16 protein-coding genes are annotated in these 15,462 nt (G+C 63.9%); 6 read left to right on the top strand and 10 right to left on the bottom strand.

Going from position 1 to position 15,462, the window contains the following annotated elements; all coding sequences use genetic code 11:
* Positions 1-87: 87 nt before the first annotated feature.
* A complete protein-coding gene (locus L867_RS0121490; RefSeq protein WP_028738738.1) occupies positions 88-1,671 on the bottom strand; it encodes a peptide chain release factor 3 in 1,584 nt (527 codons plus the stop codon).
* Between the two features lie 93 nt (positions 1,672-1,764).
* Here L867_RS0121490 and dut point away from each other — a divergent pair, with 93 nt between their 5' ends.
* Positions 1,765-2,229, top strand: a complete 465-nt coding sequence (gene dut / locus L867_RS0121485) for a dUTP diphosphatase (RefSeq protein WP_028738737.1) — start codon at positions 1,765-1,767, stop codon at positions 2,227-2,229.
* Between the two features lie 2 nt (positions 2,230-2,231).
* Complete coding sequence (locus L867_RS0121480) at positions 2,232-3,113, top strand: GNAT family N-acetyltransferase (RefSeq protein ID WP_104368066.1); 882 nt, start codon at positions 2,232-2,234, stop codon at positions 3,111-3,113.
* Positions 3,114-3,123: 10 nt separating this feature from the next.
* On the opposite strand, the gene L867_RS0121475 is transcribed toward L867_RS0121480, so the two are convergent.
* Positions 3,124-3,564 (bottom strand): Lrp/AsnC family transcriptional regulator, encoded by a 441-nt coding sequence (locus tag L867_RS0121475; RefSeq protein WP_028738736.1) that lies wholly within the window; start codon positions 3,562-3,564, stop codon positions 3,124-3,126.
* A 128-nt stretch (positions 3,565-3,692) separates the two neighbouring features.
* Here L867_RS0121475 and L867_RS0121470 point away from each other — a divergent pair, with 128 nt between their 5' ends.
* Together L867_RS0121470 and L867_RS0121465 are read left to right on the top strand one after the other, a co-directional pair.
* Entirely contained in the window at positions 3,693-4,601 is a 909-nt protein-coding gene (locus tag L867_RS0121470) for a DMT family transporter (protein ID WP_028738735.1), read from the top strand.
* Positions 4,598-4,900 carry an NIPSNAP family protein gene (locus tag L867_RS0121465; protein WP_028738734.1) on the top strand — a complete coding sequence of 101 codons (303 nt, stop codon included), beginning with the start codon at positions 4,598-4,600 and terminating at the stop codon, positions 4,898-4,900. The genes L867_RS0121470 and L867_RS0121465 overlap by 4 nt, the downstream gene beginning before the upstream one ends.
* 3 nt (positions 4,901-4,903) lie before the next feature.
* Here the strand turns inward: L867_RS0121465 and L867_RS0121460 are convergent, their stop codons facing one another.
* A complete protein-coding gene (locus tag L867_RS0121460) occupies positions 4,904-5,536 on the bottom strand; it encodes a LysE family translocator (protein WP_028738733.1) in 633 nt (210 codons plus the stop codon).
* 131 nt (positions 5,537-5,667) lie between these two features.
* Here L867_RS0121460 and L867_RS0121455 point away from each other — a divergent pair, with 131 nt between their 5' ends.
* Positions 5,668-6,282, top strand: a complete 615-nt coding sequence (locus L867_RS0121455) for a LysE family translocator (RefSeq protein WP_028738732.1) — start codon at positions 5,668-5,670, stop codon at positions 6,280-6,282.
* 134 nt (positions 6,283-6,416) lie between these two features.
* Entirely contained in the window at positions 6,417-7,385 is a 969-nt protein-coding gene (gene cysK / locus L867_RS0121450) for a cysteine synthase A (protein WP_028738731.1), read from the top strand.
* Positions 7,386-7,689: 304 nt separating this feature from the next.
* Here the strand turns inward: cysK and L867_RS0121445 are convergent, their stop codons facing one another.
* The 7 genes from L867_RS0121445 to L867_RS0121415 form a co-directional block, all read right to left on the bottom strand.
* Positions 7,690-9,222 (bottom strand): YifB family Mg chelatase-like AAA ATPase, encoded by a 1,533-nt coding sequence (locus L867_RS0121445; RefSeq protein WP_028738730.1) that lies wholly within the window; start codon positions 9,220-9,222, stop codon positions 7,690-7,692.
* Positions 9,223-9,411: 189 nt separating this feature from the next.
* Entirely contained in the window at positions 9,412-10,359 is a 948-nt protein-coding gene (gene gshB, locus L867_RS0121440; RefSeq protein WP_028738729.1) for a glutathione synthase, read from the bottom strand.
* A gap of 89 nt (positions 10,360-10,448) precedes the next feature.
* Positions 10,449-10,922, bottom strand: coding sequence for a cupin domain-containing protein (locus L867_RS0121435; RefSeq protein WP_051439183.1), 474 nt, complete (start codon positions 10,920-10,922; stop codon positions 10,449-10,451).
* A gap of 151 nt (positions 10,923-11,073) precedes the next feature.
* Entirely contained in the window at positions 11,074-12,189 is a 1,116-nt protein-coding gene (locus L867_RS26100) for a sn-glycerol-3-phosphate import ATP-binding protein UgpC (RefSeq protein ID WP_051439153.1), read from the bottom strand.
* Between the two features lie 14 nt (positions 12,190-12,203).
* Positions 12,204-13,046, bottom strand: a complete 843-nt coding sequence (gene ugpE, locus L867_RS0121425; RefSeq protein ID WP_028738727.1) for a sn-glycerol-3-phosphate ABC transporter permease UgpE — start codon at positions 13,044-13,046, stop codon at positions 12,204-12,206.
* A gap of 9 nt (positions 13,047-13,055) precedes the next feature.
* Positions 13,056-13,937, bottom strand: coding sequence for an ABC transporter permease subunit (locus L867_RS0121420; protein WP_028738726.1), 882 nt, complete (start codon positions 13,935-13,937; stop codon positions 13,056-13,058).
* A 169-nt stretch (positions 13,938-14,106) separates the two neighbouring features.
* Complete coding sequence (locus L867_RS0121415) at positions 14,107-15,405, bottom strand: extracellular solute-binding protein (RefSeq protein WP_028738725.1); 1,299 nt, start codon at positions 15,403-15,405, stop codon at positions 14,107-14,109.
* Between the last annotated feature and the right edge of the window lie 57 nt (positions 15,406-15,462).

Here is a 15,462-nt window from a genome sequence, read left to right as displayed (position 1 = left end):
GCGGATCTCATCCCCGGACGAAGCCGGGTTTCACGCTTGGGCTTCATGCTTCCAGGCCCGGAGGGCGGCCGAGCCGCCGCCCCGCAATCATGCCGCCTTGATGGCGTGATATTCCTTGATCGCGGCCATCTTGATCGCCGGATAACGTTCGCTCTCGTAGCGCAGGGAAAATCCGTCCTGCGCCATGAATACCGGATCGCCGTCGAGATCCCGGCAAATGTCGCCGCGGCGCGCCGTCATGAACTTTTCGAGTTCACCCGGCTGATCGGCGGAGATCCAGCGGCAGACGGAAAAGCGCGACATTTCGAACGAGACCGGCAGGCCGTACTCGCCCTGCAGGCGCTCCTTCAGCACGTCGAGCTGCAGCGCACCGACCACGCCGACGATCGCCGGCGAGCCGTCTTCCGGCGAAAACAGCTGCACGACGCCCTCTTCGGCCATCTGCTGGAGGGCTTCCTTCAGCTTCTTGGCCTTCATCGCATCCTCGAGACGGACGCGGCGCAGGATTTCCGGCGAGAAGTTCGGCACGCCCTGGAACACCAGCGGCTCGCCTTCGGTCAGCGTATCGCCGATGCGGAGCGTGCCGTGGTTCGGAATGCCGACCACGTCGCCGGCAAAGGCGGTGTCGGCGAGCTGGCGTTGCGAGGCGAAGAAGAACTGCGGGGCCGTCAGCCCGATCTGCTTGCCGGTGCGGGCGAGCCTGACCTTCATGCCGCGCTCCAGCTTGCCGGAGCAGATGCGGGCAAAGGCGATGCGGTCGCGGTGGTTCGGGTCCATGTTGGCCTGGATCTTGAAGACGAAGGCCGTCATCTTGTCTTCCGCCGCATGGACCGTGCGGATGTCGGCGACCTGGTCGCGCGGCGGCGGAGCGATTTCGCCGAGCGCATTGATCAGGTCGCGCACGCCGAAATTCTTCAGCGCCGAGCCGAAGAAGACCGGGGTCATGTGGCCTTCGAGGAAGGCCTGGCGATCGAAGGGACGGCAGGCCTCCTGGGCCAGTTCCAGCTCTTCGATGAAGGCGGTGCGTTCGTTTTCCGGCAACTGCTCGGCGACATTGGCCGGGCTGTTGACCGGCAGGCCCTCGACCTGCTTGTCGGAGCCGCGGAAGGTGTTTTCCACCAGATTGTAGGAGCCGCAGAAGGACTTCGAGCGGCCGACCGGCCAGGTCACCGGCGCCGTGTCGAGCGCCAGCTTCTCCTCGACCTCGTCGAGGATCTCGAAGGGATCGCGGCTTTCGCGGTCCATCTTGTTGATGAAGGTGATGATCGGGATGTCGCGCATGCGGCAGACCTCAAACAGCTTCAGCGTCCGCGGTTCGATACCCTTCGCGGCGTCGATGACCATGACGGCCGCGTCGACCGCCGTCAGCGTGCGATAGGTGTCGTCGGCGAAGTCTTCGTGGCCGGGCGTATCGAGAATGTTGAAGACGTTGCCGTCATATTCGAAGGTCATCACCGAGGTGACGACCGAAATGCCGCGCTCGCGCTCGATCTTCATCCAGTCCGAACGGGTCTGGATGCGATCTTTCTTGGCCTTGACCTCACCGGCAAGCTGGATGGCGCCGCCGAACAGCAGGAGCTTTTCGGTGAGCGTGGTCTTGCCGGCGTCCGGGTGGGCAATAATAGCGAAGGTGCGGCGACGGGAGACCGCCTCTGCAAGCGTTTCGGCCATGAAGTGAAATTCCTTTTGTTGGCCGGTTATCTAGCGAGTTGAGGTCGAATATGCAATTGGGAAGCGGAACGCCCCTGCACGAAGGAAGCCCCCATGCGCGATGTTCTCGGCCCGATGCTCAACCTCGTTCGCCTGCCGCACGGACACGATATGCCGCTGCCGGCCTACGAGACCGCAGGCGCCGCCGGCATGGATCTCAGGGCCGCCGTCGCCGAAGGCGAGCCGCTCGTGCTTTCGCCGGGCGATCGAACCCTGGTGCCAACCGGCTTCGTCTTCGAGATCCCCGAAGGCTTCGAGGCGCAGATCCGGCCGCGCTCCGGCCTCGCCTTCAAGAACGGCGTCACCTGCCTCAATACGCCGGGCACGATCGACAGCGACTATCGCGGCGAGGTGAAGGTACTGCTGGTCAATCTCGGACACGAGCCCTTCGAGATCAGCCGCGGCATGCGGATCGCCCAGATGGTGATCGCGCCGGTCGTGCAGGCGCGGGTGGCGGAAGTCGCCGATGCTTCGCAAACCACCCGCGGCGCCGGCGGCTTCGGCTCGACGGGGGTCTGACCGTGAAGGGAAACGGACTGACCTTCCGGCAGGATTATTTCGACGATCCGGCGGGTTGGTCAGCGGTCAAGGCGCTGATCCTCGATATCTTCGACGTTGATATCACCCCGCTCGACACGGTCGGCGGGCATGACCAGACGAGTTTTCCATCCGCCTTCTTCGACGAGACGGGTTGTTGTATCGCCAATCTCAGCGCCTTTGCCATGCCGCTCGTGATCGACGGGCGCGCGGTGAAGGCCGCCGGGTGGCAATCGGGCGCGGTGCGACCCGAATATCGGGGTCAGGGGTTGTTTCGTGATCTGATCCGCACCACGCTCGACCGTTGCGAAAAACAGGGCTACGAGGCGATCGTCCTCTACACCGAAAAGCCAGGCCTCTACGAACCATATGGTTTCCGGGCGGTGCCGCAATATGTTTTCAAGGGGGCAGCACCGCCACCAGCGAACGGAAATGCAAGGGCCCGCAGCCTGACCATCGAGGCCGATCTGGCACGGTTGAGAAGCCTTCTTGCCGATCGCACCCCCGTTTCGCATCACTTTGCGGTCGCTGACCAGTCGAAGATGTTCCTGCTCAACTGTCATCTCCTCGATGATGTCAGGCTCTCGCTTCTCACCGGCGACCAGACAGTGATCGCTTGGCGCATGACGCCGGACCACACGTTTCAGCTTCTCGATGTGGTCGGCCGGACTATCCCGACGCTGGCGGAAATCCTTGACGGTCTCGACTTGGCCCCCACATCCGTCGAGAGCTTCATCCCTCCGGATCGGCTGTCCTTCCCAGCCGACCCCGTTCTTGACACCGGCCCACTGGTCTTCATGATGCGGGCGGCAGACAGTCTCCGTTCTGGAGGCCCCTTCTGCCTTTCACCGATGGCAGAGTTCTGACAGCCGACCCTCAGCCGACAAAGGGCGGCAGGCGGCGCTTGACCGGTGTCGACTTGACGAGCGACGTGTTGGTCTGTGATTTCTCCGAGATCTTGTCGAGGATGCGGTCGAGGTCGCCCATGCCGCGCACCGCCATGCGGCAGATGAAGCAGTCGTCACCTGTCACCTTGTCGCATTCGGTGATTTCCGGCGTTTCCTGGATGAGCTTTTCGACGATATGCAGCATGCCCGGCAACGGCCGCACGCGGACGATCGCCTGCAGCGGATAACCGAGCGCCTCAAGCGCCACCTCGGCGCTGTAGCCCGCGAGTACACCGCGCTCTTCGAGCCGTCGCAATCGCTCCGAACAACTGGGCGACGACAAGCCCGCGCGTGCCGCCAGCTCCTTTAGCGACAGGCGCGCATCGGCGGCCAGTGCTTCCACAATGCTTCGGTCGGCGGAATCGAGCAGCTGAACGAAATGCAGGTTCATCGCCATATCTCCTCATACTATTCGGTCAGACGCATCATACACCTCATTTCGAGAAAGCAAATCCACCGCTTTCCTGTCTAGACTCTTGCCATAGACAGGAGACGACCATGACACCCATCATCAAACGCGGCATTCTCGACATGACCCTGGCCATGGTCATGTCCGGCACGATCGGCTGGTTCGTGCTGCAATCCGGCCAGACGCCAATCAACGTGGTGTTCTGGCGCTGCCTGATCGGCGCGCCGGTGCTGGCCTATCTATGCCACCGCGCCGGAGCGCTCTCGATCGCGGCAATCGGCGCCAAGCGTTTCTGGCTCGCCGTGCTCGGTGGTGTGGCGCTGGTGCTGAACTGGCTGGCGCTGTTTTCCGCCTATCCGCTCGCCTCCATTTCGGTGACGACCATCGTCTACAGTGTGCAGCCGTTCATGCTGGTGGGGCTCGGCCTTGCCTTCCTTGGCGAGAAAGTGAACGGCGCAAAGCTGACCTGGCTGGGCCTCGCCTTTGCCGGCATGCTGGGCATGACGCTCGCCGGCCAGCCGGTGGACGGCAGCGGTCGGACCTATCTGCTGGGGATCGCGCTCGCTCTTGCCGCGGCTTCATGCTACGCGATCGCCGCCTTCGTCACCAAGCAGCTGAAAGGCACTTCGCCCTATCTGATCGCGCTGATCCAGGTCCTGACCGGCGTCGTCTTGCTGGCGCCGCTGGCGGACTTCCACGACCTTCCGGCCTCTCCGCAAAGCTGGGCGATGCTCGGCGCGCTCGGCGTGGTCCACACCGGGATCATGTATGCCTTCCTCTACAGCGCGATCCAGAAGCTGCCCGTCGTCCTGACCGGCACACTGTCCTTCCTCTATCCGGTGGTCGCCGTGGCGGTCGACATGGCCGCCTTCGGCCATGTACTGACACTTGCCCAGGCGATCGGCGGCGGCGCCATCCTCTTTGCCGCGATCGCCACGACGCTCAACTGGAGCCCGCTTCCGCTCCTCACTCTTGCATCAGGAAAGGACCGCCCGTGATCACCTGCAGCCTCCGCTACGTCATCGATCCCTACAAGCTCGCCGAATTCGAGCACTATGCCAGGCTCTGGATCCCGCTGGTCAACCGGCTGGGCGGCATTCATCACGGCTATTTCCTGCCGCACGAGGGTGCCAACAACATCGCGCTCGCGCTGTTCAGTTTCCCGTCGCTCGCCGACTACGAGATCTATCGCCAGCGCATGACGGGGGACGCGGAATGCCTTGCGGCCTTTGCCTATGCGGAGCAGACGCGCTGCATCGCCAGCTACGAGCGCAGCTTCATGCGGCCGGTATTCTGAACTCTAGCGCTGGGCTTCAGTCGCCATGCGGACGGCCAGCCCGGCGAGAACCGTGCCCATCAGCCAGCGCTGCACCACCATCCAGAAGGGTCGACCGGCGAGGAAAAGCGCGATCGAACCGGCCATAAGCGCGATCATCGCATTGACCGTGACGCTGATGGCGATCTGGCTGGCGCCGAGCACCACGGATTGCAGGAGCACGCTGCCGAGCGTCGGATCGACAAACTGCGGCAGCAGCGACAGATAGAGGACGGCGGCCTTGGGGTTTAGGAGATTGGTGACCAGCCCCATCATGAAGAGCTTGCGCGGGCTGTCCTTCGGCAGGTCGCGCACCTGGAAGGGAGAGCGGCCGCCCGGTCGCACCGCCTGCCAGGCAAGCCAGAGCAGGTAGGCGGCACCGGCGAATTTCAGGGCCTCGTAGGCGAAGGGCACGGCCATGACCAGCACGGTGATGCCGAGCGCCGACATCAGCATGTAGAAGACGAAACCGAGCGCCACGCCGCCGAGCGAGACGAGGCCGGCGGCCGGCCCCTGGCAGATGGAGCGAGACACGAGATAGATCATGTTCGGTCCGGGCGTCAGCACCATGCCGAGGCAGATGAGGGCAAAAGCGATCAGGGACGAAGAAGAGGGCATGGGGCGAAGCCTCGGCTGGCGTTTCTCGTCCACGACCTAAGCCAGGCCGTTCGCCCGCCGCAACGGCGATCTTGTCACCATTGCAAGTTCGGCCGCGCGGCGCTAGCAATGCGCCATCCACGGAGGCCCCCATGACACCCACCACGCTTCTCGCCTATAGCGGCGCGCTCTTCGTTGCCGCCGCCATTCCCGGCCCCGGCATGACGGCGATCGTGGCGCGGGCGCTCGGCTCCGGATTTCGCCCGACCTTCTTCATGGGGCTCGGCCTGATCCTCGGCGATCTCTGCTACCTGACCGCCGTCATCCTCGGCCTGGCGCTGGTGGCACAGACCTTCACCACGCCCTTCCTGATCATCAAGTATCTCGGCGCGCTCTATCTCGTCTACATCGCCTGGAAGCTCTGGACGACCGGGCTGATCGCGCAGGACATCAAGGCCAAGCGCTCGACCCATATCGGCCTGTCCTTTCTCTCGGGTCTGCTCGTCACGCTCGGCAATCCGAAGACCATGCTGTTCTACGTTGCCCTCGTGCCGACGCTCATCCCGCTCGAAGCCATCGGTGCGAAGGACTATGCGGCCCTCGTCGGTATTACTTTCGTGGTGCTGATCGCCGTGCTCGTTCCGTATATCCTGCTCGCCTCGCAGGCCCGGACGTTGCTGAAAAAGCCGAATTCGCTGAAGGCGCTGAACCGCTCGGCGGCCAGCATCCTGGCGGGCACCGCCGCCTATATCGCCGCGCGCGCCTGAACGAAATTTCGCCGGCAGCGGCGCCGGGGGCGCTATTTTTCCAATCAAACGCGCACGCCTAGGCGAAGGGTTCTGGCGAGTGGCCGGCTTTCGCCCTATTGTGCCGTCAAAGCAGATCCAAAGGGAGATCCACCATGTCCGACACGAAGAAACCGGGCCGCGGCCGCGTCTATGCCTCGATCACTGAAACGATCGGCGATACCCCGATCGTGCGCCTTGACAAGCTGGCGAAGGAAAAGGGCGTAAAGGCCAATCTTCTCGCCAAGCTCGAATTCTTCAACCCGATCGCCTCCGTCAAGGACCGCATCGGCGTGGCGATGATCGAGAGCCTGGAAGCCCAGGGCAAGATCACCCCCGGCAAGACGACCCTGATCGAGCCGACCTCAGGCAATACCGGCATTGCGCTGGCCTTCGCCGCCGCCGCCAAGGGCTACAAGCTGATCCTCACCATGCCCGAAACCATGTCGATCGAGCGCCGCAAGATGCTGGCCCTGCTCGGCGCCGAGCTCGTGCTGACCGAAGGCCCGAAGGGCATGAAGGGCGCAATCGCCAAGGCCGAGGAACTGGCAGCAACGCTTCCCGACGCGATCATTCCGCAGCAGTTCGAAAACCCGGCCAACCCGGAAATCCATCGCAAGACGACGGCCGAGGAAATCTGGAACGACACCGATGGCGGCGTCGATATCTTCGTCTCCGGCATTGGCACCGGCGGCACGATCACCGGCGTCGGCCAGGTGCTGAAGGCGAAGAAGCCCGAGGTCAAGGTCATCGCCGTCGAGCCGGCCGACAGCCCGGTTCTCTCCGGCGGCAATCCCGGCCCGCACAAGATCCAGGGCATCGGCGCCGGCTTCGCACCGAAGATCCTCGACACGCATATCTACGACGAGATCGTCACCGTCACCAATGACGAAGCCTTCGAAACCGCGCGTCTGGTTGCCCGCCTCGAAGGCGTGCCGGTCGGTATTTCCTCGGGCGCGGCGCTCACCGCCGCGATCAAGGTCGGCCAGCGCGAGGAAAACGCCGGCAAGACGATCGTCGTGATCATCCCCTCGTTTGCCGAGCGCTACCTGTCGACCGCACTGTTTGCCGGCCTCGGCGAATAAGCCTTCATCGGCCTGACAAAACCTCATGGAGGGGCGCCAAGCGGCGCCCTTTCTCGTTTCCGCGGGATATGGCCTTCACCCGCCGTCCCTTCATGCCCGGCACAATAGCAGAGCCGGCCCGCCGTCCCGCCTGCATCGCGGGCGCTCTCCTCCGCTCCTTACGCTGTCAGCGAGAGCTGCCGTAGCGGTCGCGCTGCCGGCAAGCCGCCGCACCGCCTCGTCTCTCCTCGCGGCGCGCCTTCACCGGACCGCGGCGGTGTCACCGGCGATCGACGTCTGCGACTATCATCGTCCGCGCGACCGCTCACGCCGCCGCCGACAACCGCTCCGAGGCAATGCGGTAGGAGATCGCTTCCGCCAGGTGAATACGTCCGAGCAGGGCCGCTCCATCCAGATCGGCGAGCGTGCGCGCCACCTTCAGCACCCGGTGATAGCCGCGGGCGGAGAACTTGAACTTGTCGGCCGCGTCGCGCAGCAATTGCAGGCCGGCCGGATCGGGCTCGGCGAGCTTCTCGATCAGCGCCGTCGAGCAGCGGGCATTGGTCGTCACGCCGCCGATCCCGGCCGACTCGAGCCTCTCTCGCTGCATGTCGCGGGCGAGCGCCACGCGCCGCGCCACGTCGGCGCTTCTCTCGGCTGCCATCGGCCGGATGAGATCGGATGCCGAGACCGCCGGCACGTCGATGCGGATGTCGATACGGTCCATCAGCGGCCCGGAAATGCGGCCCTGATAATCGGTGATGCAGCGCGGCCCGCGTGCGCATGTGTGCCCCGGCTCGCCGGCCATGCCGCAGCGGCACGGATTCATCGCCGCCACAAGCTGGAACTCCGAAGGGTAGGCGACCCGGTGATTGGCGCGAGCGATGATGCATTCGCCCGCCTCCAGCGGCTGGCGCAGCGCATCGAGCACCGGCGGGGCAAATTCAGGCAGTTCGTCGAGGAAGAGCACGCCGCGATGGGCAAGCGAGGCCTCGCCCGGCCGGGCGCGCAGGCCGCCACCGACAAGGGCCGCCATGGTCGCCGAGTGGTGCGGGGTGCGGAACGGCCGGCGATCGGACAACTTGCCGCCCGAGAGCTGGCCTGCGATCGAATGGATCATCGAGACTTCGAGCAGTTCGGCGGCAGAAAGCGGCGGCAGGATGGACGGCAGACGGGCCGCCAGCATCGACTTGCCCGAGCCCGGCGGCCCGACCATCAACAGATTGTGCCCGCCGGCGGCCGCCACTTCCAGCGCCCGCTTGGCGCTTTCCTGGCCCTTGATGTCGGCAAGATCCGGCAGATTGGCGGGCAGTGCCCGGATCGCCGGCTCGGGGCGTGTCAGCACCTGGGTGCCGCGGAAGTGGTTGGCGAGCGCGATCAGGCTGCGCGGCGCGAGGATGTCGATGTCGGCACCGGCCCAGGCCGCCTCCGCCCCGCAATCGGCCGGGCAGATCAGCCCCTTGCCGAGCGCATTGGCGCCGATCGCCGCCGGGAGCGCGCCGGCGATCGCCGCGATCGTGCCGTCGAGATTGAGCTCGCCGATCACGACATAATCAGACAGGGCATCGCCCGGAATGGCGCCGAGGGCCGCCATCAGGCCGAGCGCAATGGGCAGGTCGAAATGCGAGCCTTCCTTGGGAAGATCAGCGGGCGCCAGATTGACGGTGACGCGTTTGGGCGGCAGCGCCAGTCCGGACGCATGAAGCGCCGCCTGCACGCGTTCGCGGCTTTCCGCCACCGCCTTGTCCGGCAGGCCGACGATCTGCATGCCGAGCTTGCCCGGCGCGACCATCACCTGGACGTCGACCGGAACGCCCTCAATGCCCTGGAATGCGACTGTACTGACACGCGCTACCATCGCCCGCCCCCACGAACCCAGACCGCCCCTCGCAACTACATCTTGCGCGGGTCATGGATTGCAATCTGGCACGGATCGCGACCGAAAACAAGAACATTAGCGGAACAAATTCACGCTATACTCGATATCGGGTTGCGTCGAGTTGTATAGTTGGAACGAAGGGTGATCAGGTCGAAAGACGGGCCGTTCTCAGGCCCGCTTCTTCTCGATCGCGTCCCACAGAAGCGCGGCAATATCTGCACCACCGAACTTCTTGACTTCCCGGATGCCCGTCGGCGAGGTCACGTTGATCTCGGTCATGTAGTCGCCGATGACGTCGATGCCGACCAGCAGGAAGCCGCGCTCCTTCAGCGCCGGGCCGATGCGGGCGCAGATTTCCTTTTCCCGCGCCGTCAGTTCGGTTGCCTCGGCGCGACCGCCGACATGCATGTTGGATCGGCTGTCGGTCTCGGCCGGAACGCGGTTGATCGCGCCGACCGCCTCGCCGTCAACCAGGATGATGCGCTTGTCGCCCTTGCGCACCGCCGGCAGATAGGCCTGGGCGATGAACGGCTCGCGGAACATCTGATGGAACATCTCGATCAGCGAAGTGAAGTTGCGGTCGTCGCGGGTGGAATGGAAAACCCCGGCGCCGCCATTGCCATAGAGCGGCTTCAGGATGATGTCGCCCATCTCCTCGCGGAAGCGGGCGATCTCGGTGACATCGCGCGTGATGAGGGTCGGCGGCATCAGGTCGGCGAATTCGGTGACGAAGATTTTTTCCGGCGAATTGCGCACCCAGGCCGGATCGTTGACGACCAGCGTCTTCGGGTGGATGCGCTCGAGCAGATGCGTCGAGGTGATATAGGCCATGTCGAAGGGCGGATCCTGACGCAGCAGCACCACGTCCATGGTCGACAGATCGACACGCTCCGGCTCGCCCAGGGTGAAGTGGTTGCCCTTTTCGTCGCGCAGCTCCATCGGCTCGACGGTGGCGATGATCTTGCCGTCGCGCATGGAAAGCCGGTCGGGCGTATAGTGGAACAGCTTGTAGCCGCGGGCCTGGGCCTCCAGGCTCATCGCGAAGGTCGAATCCCCCGCGATCGCGATACCCGCGACATGATCCATTTGGACCGCAATATTGGTGATCTTCGCCATGGCCGGCCCCTCGTTGAAAGCTCCCGAGATTTAGGCCGGCTCCCCGAGAAAGGCAACGTCGACGACCATCAATTCTCCTGAACCTCGGCTCAGCCGAGAACCCGCTTTGCCGAAGGCGAACGAAGGGCATTGCGGATGCGGTAAAGGGTTGCCAGCGGTTCCGGGAATGGCTTGCGCAGGAAGGCGATCTTGCGGACATAGTCGTCGACACGCCAGGTCGCCCAGGTGCCGCCGCGGAAATAGGCGATGTCGCCGGCCTTCAGCAGGCGCTCGGTGCCGTCTTCAGCCGTCACATGCACCTCGCCCTCCTGGATGACCACCGTCTCGTCCCAGCCGAAATACCAGCGGAACTCCCCGGCCGTGCAATCCCAGACCGCGGTCGAGCTTGCCTCGTCGGTGCTGGTCGAGTGGTCGGCGATGCGCGCCAGCGGCGTGCCGCGAATGATCCATTCCGGCTTGATCGGTGCCGGCCTGAGCGCCAGGTGGTCGCTGTGGGCCGCGACCACCGGTGGGTTTTCGTCGATGCGCTGGTTGCGCGGGGCTGCGAGCAGCGTGCCGGCCATGCCGACGAGCAGGAGTTTGAGAGGCATTTCCGTTCCCAGGACTGTCTTGTTCTGCACGGAAAGATAGCAGGCCTCTCTTACCGTTCGCTTTGGCCGATCGTTCGAATTTTAACGATCGGGCATTGCGCCGCAGAACCGCCCGGCGCCTGGCTCAGGCGAAGCTTGCCTCGCGGGCAAGCGGCTGCGGCGCCCGGCTGCCGGGATGCGGTTGCAGCGGCTCGATCCGCCGGCCCGTGTCCCTGGCAAAGAAATGGACCCGCTCCGGGGCCACGGTGAGCAGCAGCTCCTCGGTGATTGCCGCCTCCAGCGGTATGATCGCCGTCAGCGCCTGGGACGAGAGATGGCCGTGCGCCAGCCGATGCGCGCCGAGTTCCTCGACATAGTCGACCTTGAACGGCAGGCCGGCCATGCCTTCGCCGGCCAGCATCAGGTCTTCGGCGCGGATGCCGATGGTCACCGGTCCGCTGGCCGTCGTCGGAATGCCGAAGGCCATCGACACGTCACCGATGACCAGCCGCTCGCCGTCGATCGCGCCATCAAGCAGGTTCATCGCCGGAGAACCGATGAAGCTCGCGACGAAGGTGGAGGCCGGGCGGTGGTAGACCTCGAGCGGCGTGCCGATCTGCTCGATGACGCCGCCGTTGAGGACGACGAGCCGGTCGGCCAGCGTCATGGCCTCCAGCTGGTCGTGGGTCACGTAGATGGCCGTGGTGGCGAGCCGGCGCTGCAGCTTGCGGATCTCGCCACGCATGGTGACGCGCAGCTTGGCGTCGAGATTGGACAGCGGCTCGTCGAACAAGAAGACGGCGGGCTTGCGCACGATGGCGCGCCCCATGGCGACGCGCTGGCGCTGGCCGCCCGAGAGCGCCCTGGGTTTGCGCTTGAGATAGGGTTCGATCTCCAGCATGCGGGCCGCTTCCGCGACACGGGCCTCGATCTCGGCCTTGGGTGTCTTGCGGTTTCTCAGGCCATAGGCGAGGTTGTCGAAGACGCTCATATGCGGATAGAGCGCATAGTTCTGGAACACCATGGCAATGTCGCGGTCGGCAGGCTCGACCGTGTTGACGACGCGTCCACCGATGCTGACCGTGCCCTCGGATATGGCCTCGAGCCCCGCCACCATGCGCAGCAGCGTCGATTTTCCGCAGCCGGAAGGTCCGACAAGCACGATGAATTCGCCGTCCTCGATGGCGATGTCGATGCCCTTCACGGCATGGATCCCGCCGTCATAGATCTTCGAGACCTGGTCGATGTGGATAGTCGCCATGGGGTTCGCCTTTCTTACTTGTCGCTCTCGGTCAGGCCCTTGATGAACCAGCTCTGGAAGATCACGACGATGACGACAGGGGGCAGCATGGCGAGCACGGCCATGGCGAATGCCTCGTTGTAGTCCGGGATCTGCGAGCCGACCCAGACCTGCAGGATCTGCTTGATGCCGCGCATCAGGGTGTAGAAGCTCTCGTCCGTGGTCATCAGCATGGGCCAGAGATACTGGTTCCAGCCATAGACGAACATGATGATGAACACCGCCGCGATCATGGTGCGCGACAGCGGCACCAGGATATCGATGAAGAACTTGAACGGACCGGCACCGTCGATGCGGGCGGCCTCCAGCAGTTCATCGGGCACCGACTTGAAGAACTGACGGAAGAAGAAGGTGCCGGTCGCCGAGGCGAGCAGCGGCAGGATCAGGCCGGTATGGGTGTTGAGCAGGCCGAGTTCGCTCATCACCTTGTAGGACGGCATGATACGCACCTCGAGCGGCAGAAGCAGCGTGGTGAAGATCAGCCAGAAGGCGAGCGTGGCGAAGCGGAAGCGGAAATAGACGATCGCATAGGCCGCCATCATCGACAGCACGATCTTGCCGATGGCGAAGCCGAGGCCGAGGATCAGAGAATTCAGCGCCATGGTGAGGCCCGTGACCTCGCCGGTGAATCCGCCGCCGCGGAACAGCACCTTCTCGTAGGTTTCGGTGAAATGATCGCCGATCGACAGCATCAGTCCGTCGGTGTGGATCTGGGCCGCCGTGTGGGTCGAGGTGGTAAACGCCACCACCAGCGGCCCCAGCATCAGGATGACGCCGGCGATCAGGATGAGGTGGTCGAAGAACTTGGTGCGGTACATGGCTCGACCTCAACCGTAGTGAACGCGGCGTTCGATGAAACGGAACTGGATGAGCGTCAGCACCAGGACGATGACCATCAGGATGACGGACTGGGCCGAAGACGAGCCGAGGTCATTGCCGCGGAAGCCGTCGAGATAGACCTTGTAGACCAGCGTGATCGGGTTGTTGGCCGGCTTGTCTTTCACGATCACGTCGATCACGCCGAAGGTGTCGAACAGCGAATAGGTCATGTTGATGACCAGCAGGAAAAAGGCCGTCGGGGTCAGCAGCGGCAGGATGACCGTCCAGAAGCGGCGGGTGCCGGACTTGCAGTCGATGGCGGCGGCCTCGCGGATCGAGGCCGGAATGCCCTGCAGGCCGGACAGGAAGAAGATGAAATTATAGGGAATCTGGTTCCAGACCGCGACGGCGATCATGGCGAAGGCCGTGTCGAAATAGTTGATCCCGACCTTCATGTCCCAGCCGAACAGCGCGACGAAGTGCACGAAGGGGCCGATATGCTGGTCGAAGAACATCATGCCGATCAGGCCGGCGACCGGCGGGGCGATCGCATAGACGACGATCAGCAGCGTCTTGTAGGTCGATTGGCCGCGAATGACGGCATCAGCCTTCAAGGCCAATAGCAGGCCGAGCGACAGCGTCAGGAAAGTGACGATCAGGCTGTAGGCCACGGTGAAGCGGGCGATCTTCTGGTATTCGTGCGAACCCAGCGCATCGGTGTAGTTGTCGAGACCGACGAAGGCCGAGCCGAAGCCGAAGGGATCCTCGATGAAGAAGGACGAATGGATCGCCTGCGCGGACGGCCAGTAGAAGAAGATCGAAATGATCGCAAACTGCGGCAGGAGCAGCAGGTAGGGAAGATATCGCGAGGAGAACTGGACGCGCTTCATGGGGGTGTCTCTCAAGAAGGAGGGCCTTCTTCGTGGAACGGGAGCCCCTCATCCGCCTGCCGGCACCTTCTCCCCGCAAGCGGGGAGAAGGGCGAAGCTGCGGCATCTGCACTCCCTCGCCCCGCTTGCGGGGAGAGGGTGGGGTGAGGGGCTATATCCCTTTGGCCGATCAGCCGGCCGTCTTGGCGAAGCGGGCGAGCAGTTCGTCGGCTTCCTTCTTGATCGTTTCCATGGCTTCCTTCGGCGTGGTCTCGCCAGCGAAGATACGGTTGTATTCGCGTTCCATCACCGAGCGGATCTGCGGGTAGAAGCCCATGCGATAGCCCTTGTCCCACTCGCCACCCGGCAGCGACAGCTGCTGGATGCCGACTTCGGCGGCCGGCTTCTCGTTGTAGTAGCCTTCCGACTTGGCCAGCTCATAGGCTGCCTTGGTGATGGCGACGTAGCCGGTTGCCTGGTGGTAGAACTTCTGGATCTCGGGCGAGGTCAGGAAGTGGAAGAACGAAGCCGTGCACTTGTTCTCGGCTTCCGGCTTGCCGGCCATGGCGAAGAGGGCCGCGCCACCGATGAAGGTGTGGACGCCTTCCGGGTTGACCGACTTCCAGAAGGGCAGGAAGGTGGCCGAGAACGGCATGGTCGCGGTCTTCTGCAGGCCGCCGAACGAACCGGACGAACCGATCCAGAGCGCAACCTTGCCTTCTTCGAAGGGCTTCTGGTTGTCGTTCCAGCCGGCGCCGTAGTAGCCGAACAGGCCCTGATCGTACCAGGCCTTCAGCTTTTCGTACATCATGACGTGGTTCGGGTCGGTGACGTTGATCGTCGTGTCGACGACGCTGTCGTAACCATTGTTGTTCGAGGCGAACTGCAGGTTATGGCGCGAGAAGAAATTCTCGGTGAACTGCCAGGTGAGCTGCGACTGGACGAGCGGGATGAAGCCGGCTTCCTTGAGCTTCGGCGCGATGGCTTCGAACTCTTCCCAGGTCTTCGGGGCTTCAACGCCGGCCTTCTTCAGCGCGTCGGTGTTGACGTACATGATCGGGGCCGAGGAGTTGAACGGCATGCCGACGAACTTGCCTTCGCTATCGGCGTAGAAATAGCGCACACCTTCGATGAAGTCGTCGCGGTTGAACTCGAAACCGGCGTCCTTGATCAGGTCTTCGGCGGCAACGGCAGCACCCTTGGCATTGATGATGGTGGCGGCACCGGCGTCGAACACCTGCAGGATGTTCGGCTGTTCGCCCGAACGGAAGGCGGCGATGCCGGCCGACAGGGCTTCCTCGTAGGAACCCTTGGAAACCGGCGTCAGGGCGCATTCGCTCTGGGCGGCGTTGAACTTCTGGGCAACTTCGTTGATGACTTCGCCGTTGCGGCCGCCCATGCCGTGCCACCAGGTGATGTTGGTCGCGGCCAGCGTCGTCGATGCGGTCATGGACAGGGCCAGAGCGGCCAAAGAAAGCTTCTTGAACATGGAAAAATCCTCTCCGCCAATATTGGGGTGAGGAGTGCATTAGCCGCGATGTGTGAC

Origin of the sequence: Paenirhizobium selenitireducens ATCC BAA-1503, assembly GCF_000518785.1 — a bacterium.
Classification (GTDB): domain Bacteria; phylum Pseudomonadota; class Alphaproteobacteria; order Rhizobiales; family Rhizobiaceae; genus Allorhizobium; species Allorhizobium selenitireducens.
The sequence above is the reverse complement of the archived record's forward strand: the minus strand, read 5'-3'. Positions and strand labels throughout refer to the sequence as shown.

Bases quoted from the DNA above. Each gene is read 5' to 3' on its own strand.
- L867_RS0121490 (WP_028738738.1), bottom strand. From the start codon at position 1,671: ATGGCCGAAACGCTTGCAGAGGCGGTCTCCCGTCGCCGCACCTTCGCT.
- dut (WP_028738737.1), top strand. From the start codon at position 1,765: ATGCGCGATGTTCTCGGCCCGATGCTCAACCTCGTTCGCCTGCCGCAC.
- L867_RS0121470 (WP_028738735.1), top strand. From the start codon at position 3,693: ATGACACCCATCATCAAACGCGGCATTCTCGACATGACCCTGGCCATG.
- L867_RS0121460 (WP_028738733.1), bottom strand. From the start codon at position 5,536: ATGCCCTCTTCTTCGTCCCTGATCGCTTTTGCCCTCATCTGCCTCGGC.
- L867_RS0121455 (WP_028738732.1), top strand. From the start codon at position 5,668: ATGACACCCACCACGCTTCTCGCCTATAGCGGCGCGCTCTTCGTTGCC.
- cysK (WP_028738731.1), top strand. From the start codon at position 6,417: ATGTCCGACACGAAGAAACCGGGCCGCGGCCGCGTCTATGCCTCGATC.
- L867_RS0121445 (WP_028738730.1), bottom strand. From the start codon at position 9,222: ATGGTAGCGCGTGTCAGTACAGTCGCATTCCAGGGCATTGAGGGCGTT.
- gshB (WP_028738729.1), bottom strand. From the start codon at position 10,359: ATGGCGAAGATCACCAATATTGCGGTCCAAATGGATCATGTCGCGGGT.
- L867_RS0121435 (WP_051439183.1), bottom strand. From the start codon at position 10,922: ATGGCCGGCACGCTGCTCGCAGCCCCGCGCAACCAGCGCATCGACGAA.
- L867_RS26100 (WP_051439153.1), bottom strand. From the start codon at position 12,189: ATGGCGACTATCCACATCGACCAGGTCTCGAAGATCTATGACGGCGGG.
- ugpE (WP_028738727.1), bottom strand. From the start codon at position 13,046: ATGTACCGCACCAAGTTCTTCGACCACCTCATCCTGATCGCCGGCGTC.
- L867_RS0121420 (WP_028738726.1), bottom strand. From the start codon at position 13,937: ATGAAGCGCGTCCAGTTCTCCTCGCGATATCTTCCCTACCTGCTGCTC.
- L867_RS0121415 (WP_028738725.1), bottom strand. From the start codon at position 15,405: ATGTTCAAGAAGCTTTCTTTGGCCGCTCTGGCCCTGTCCATGACCGCA.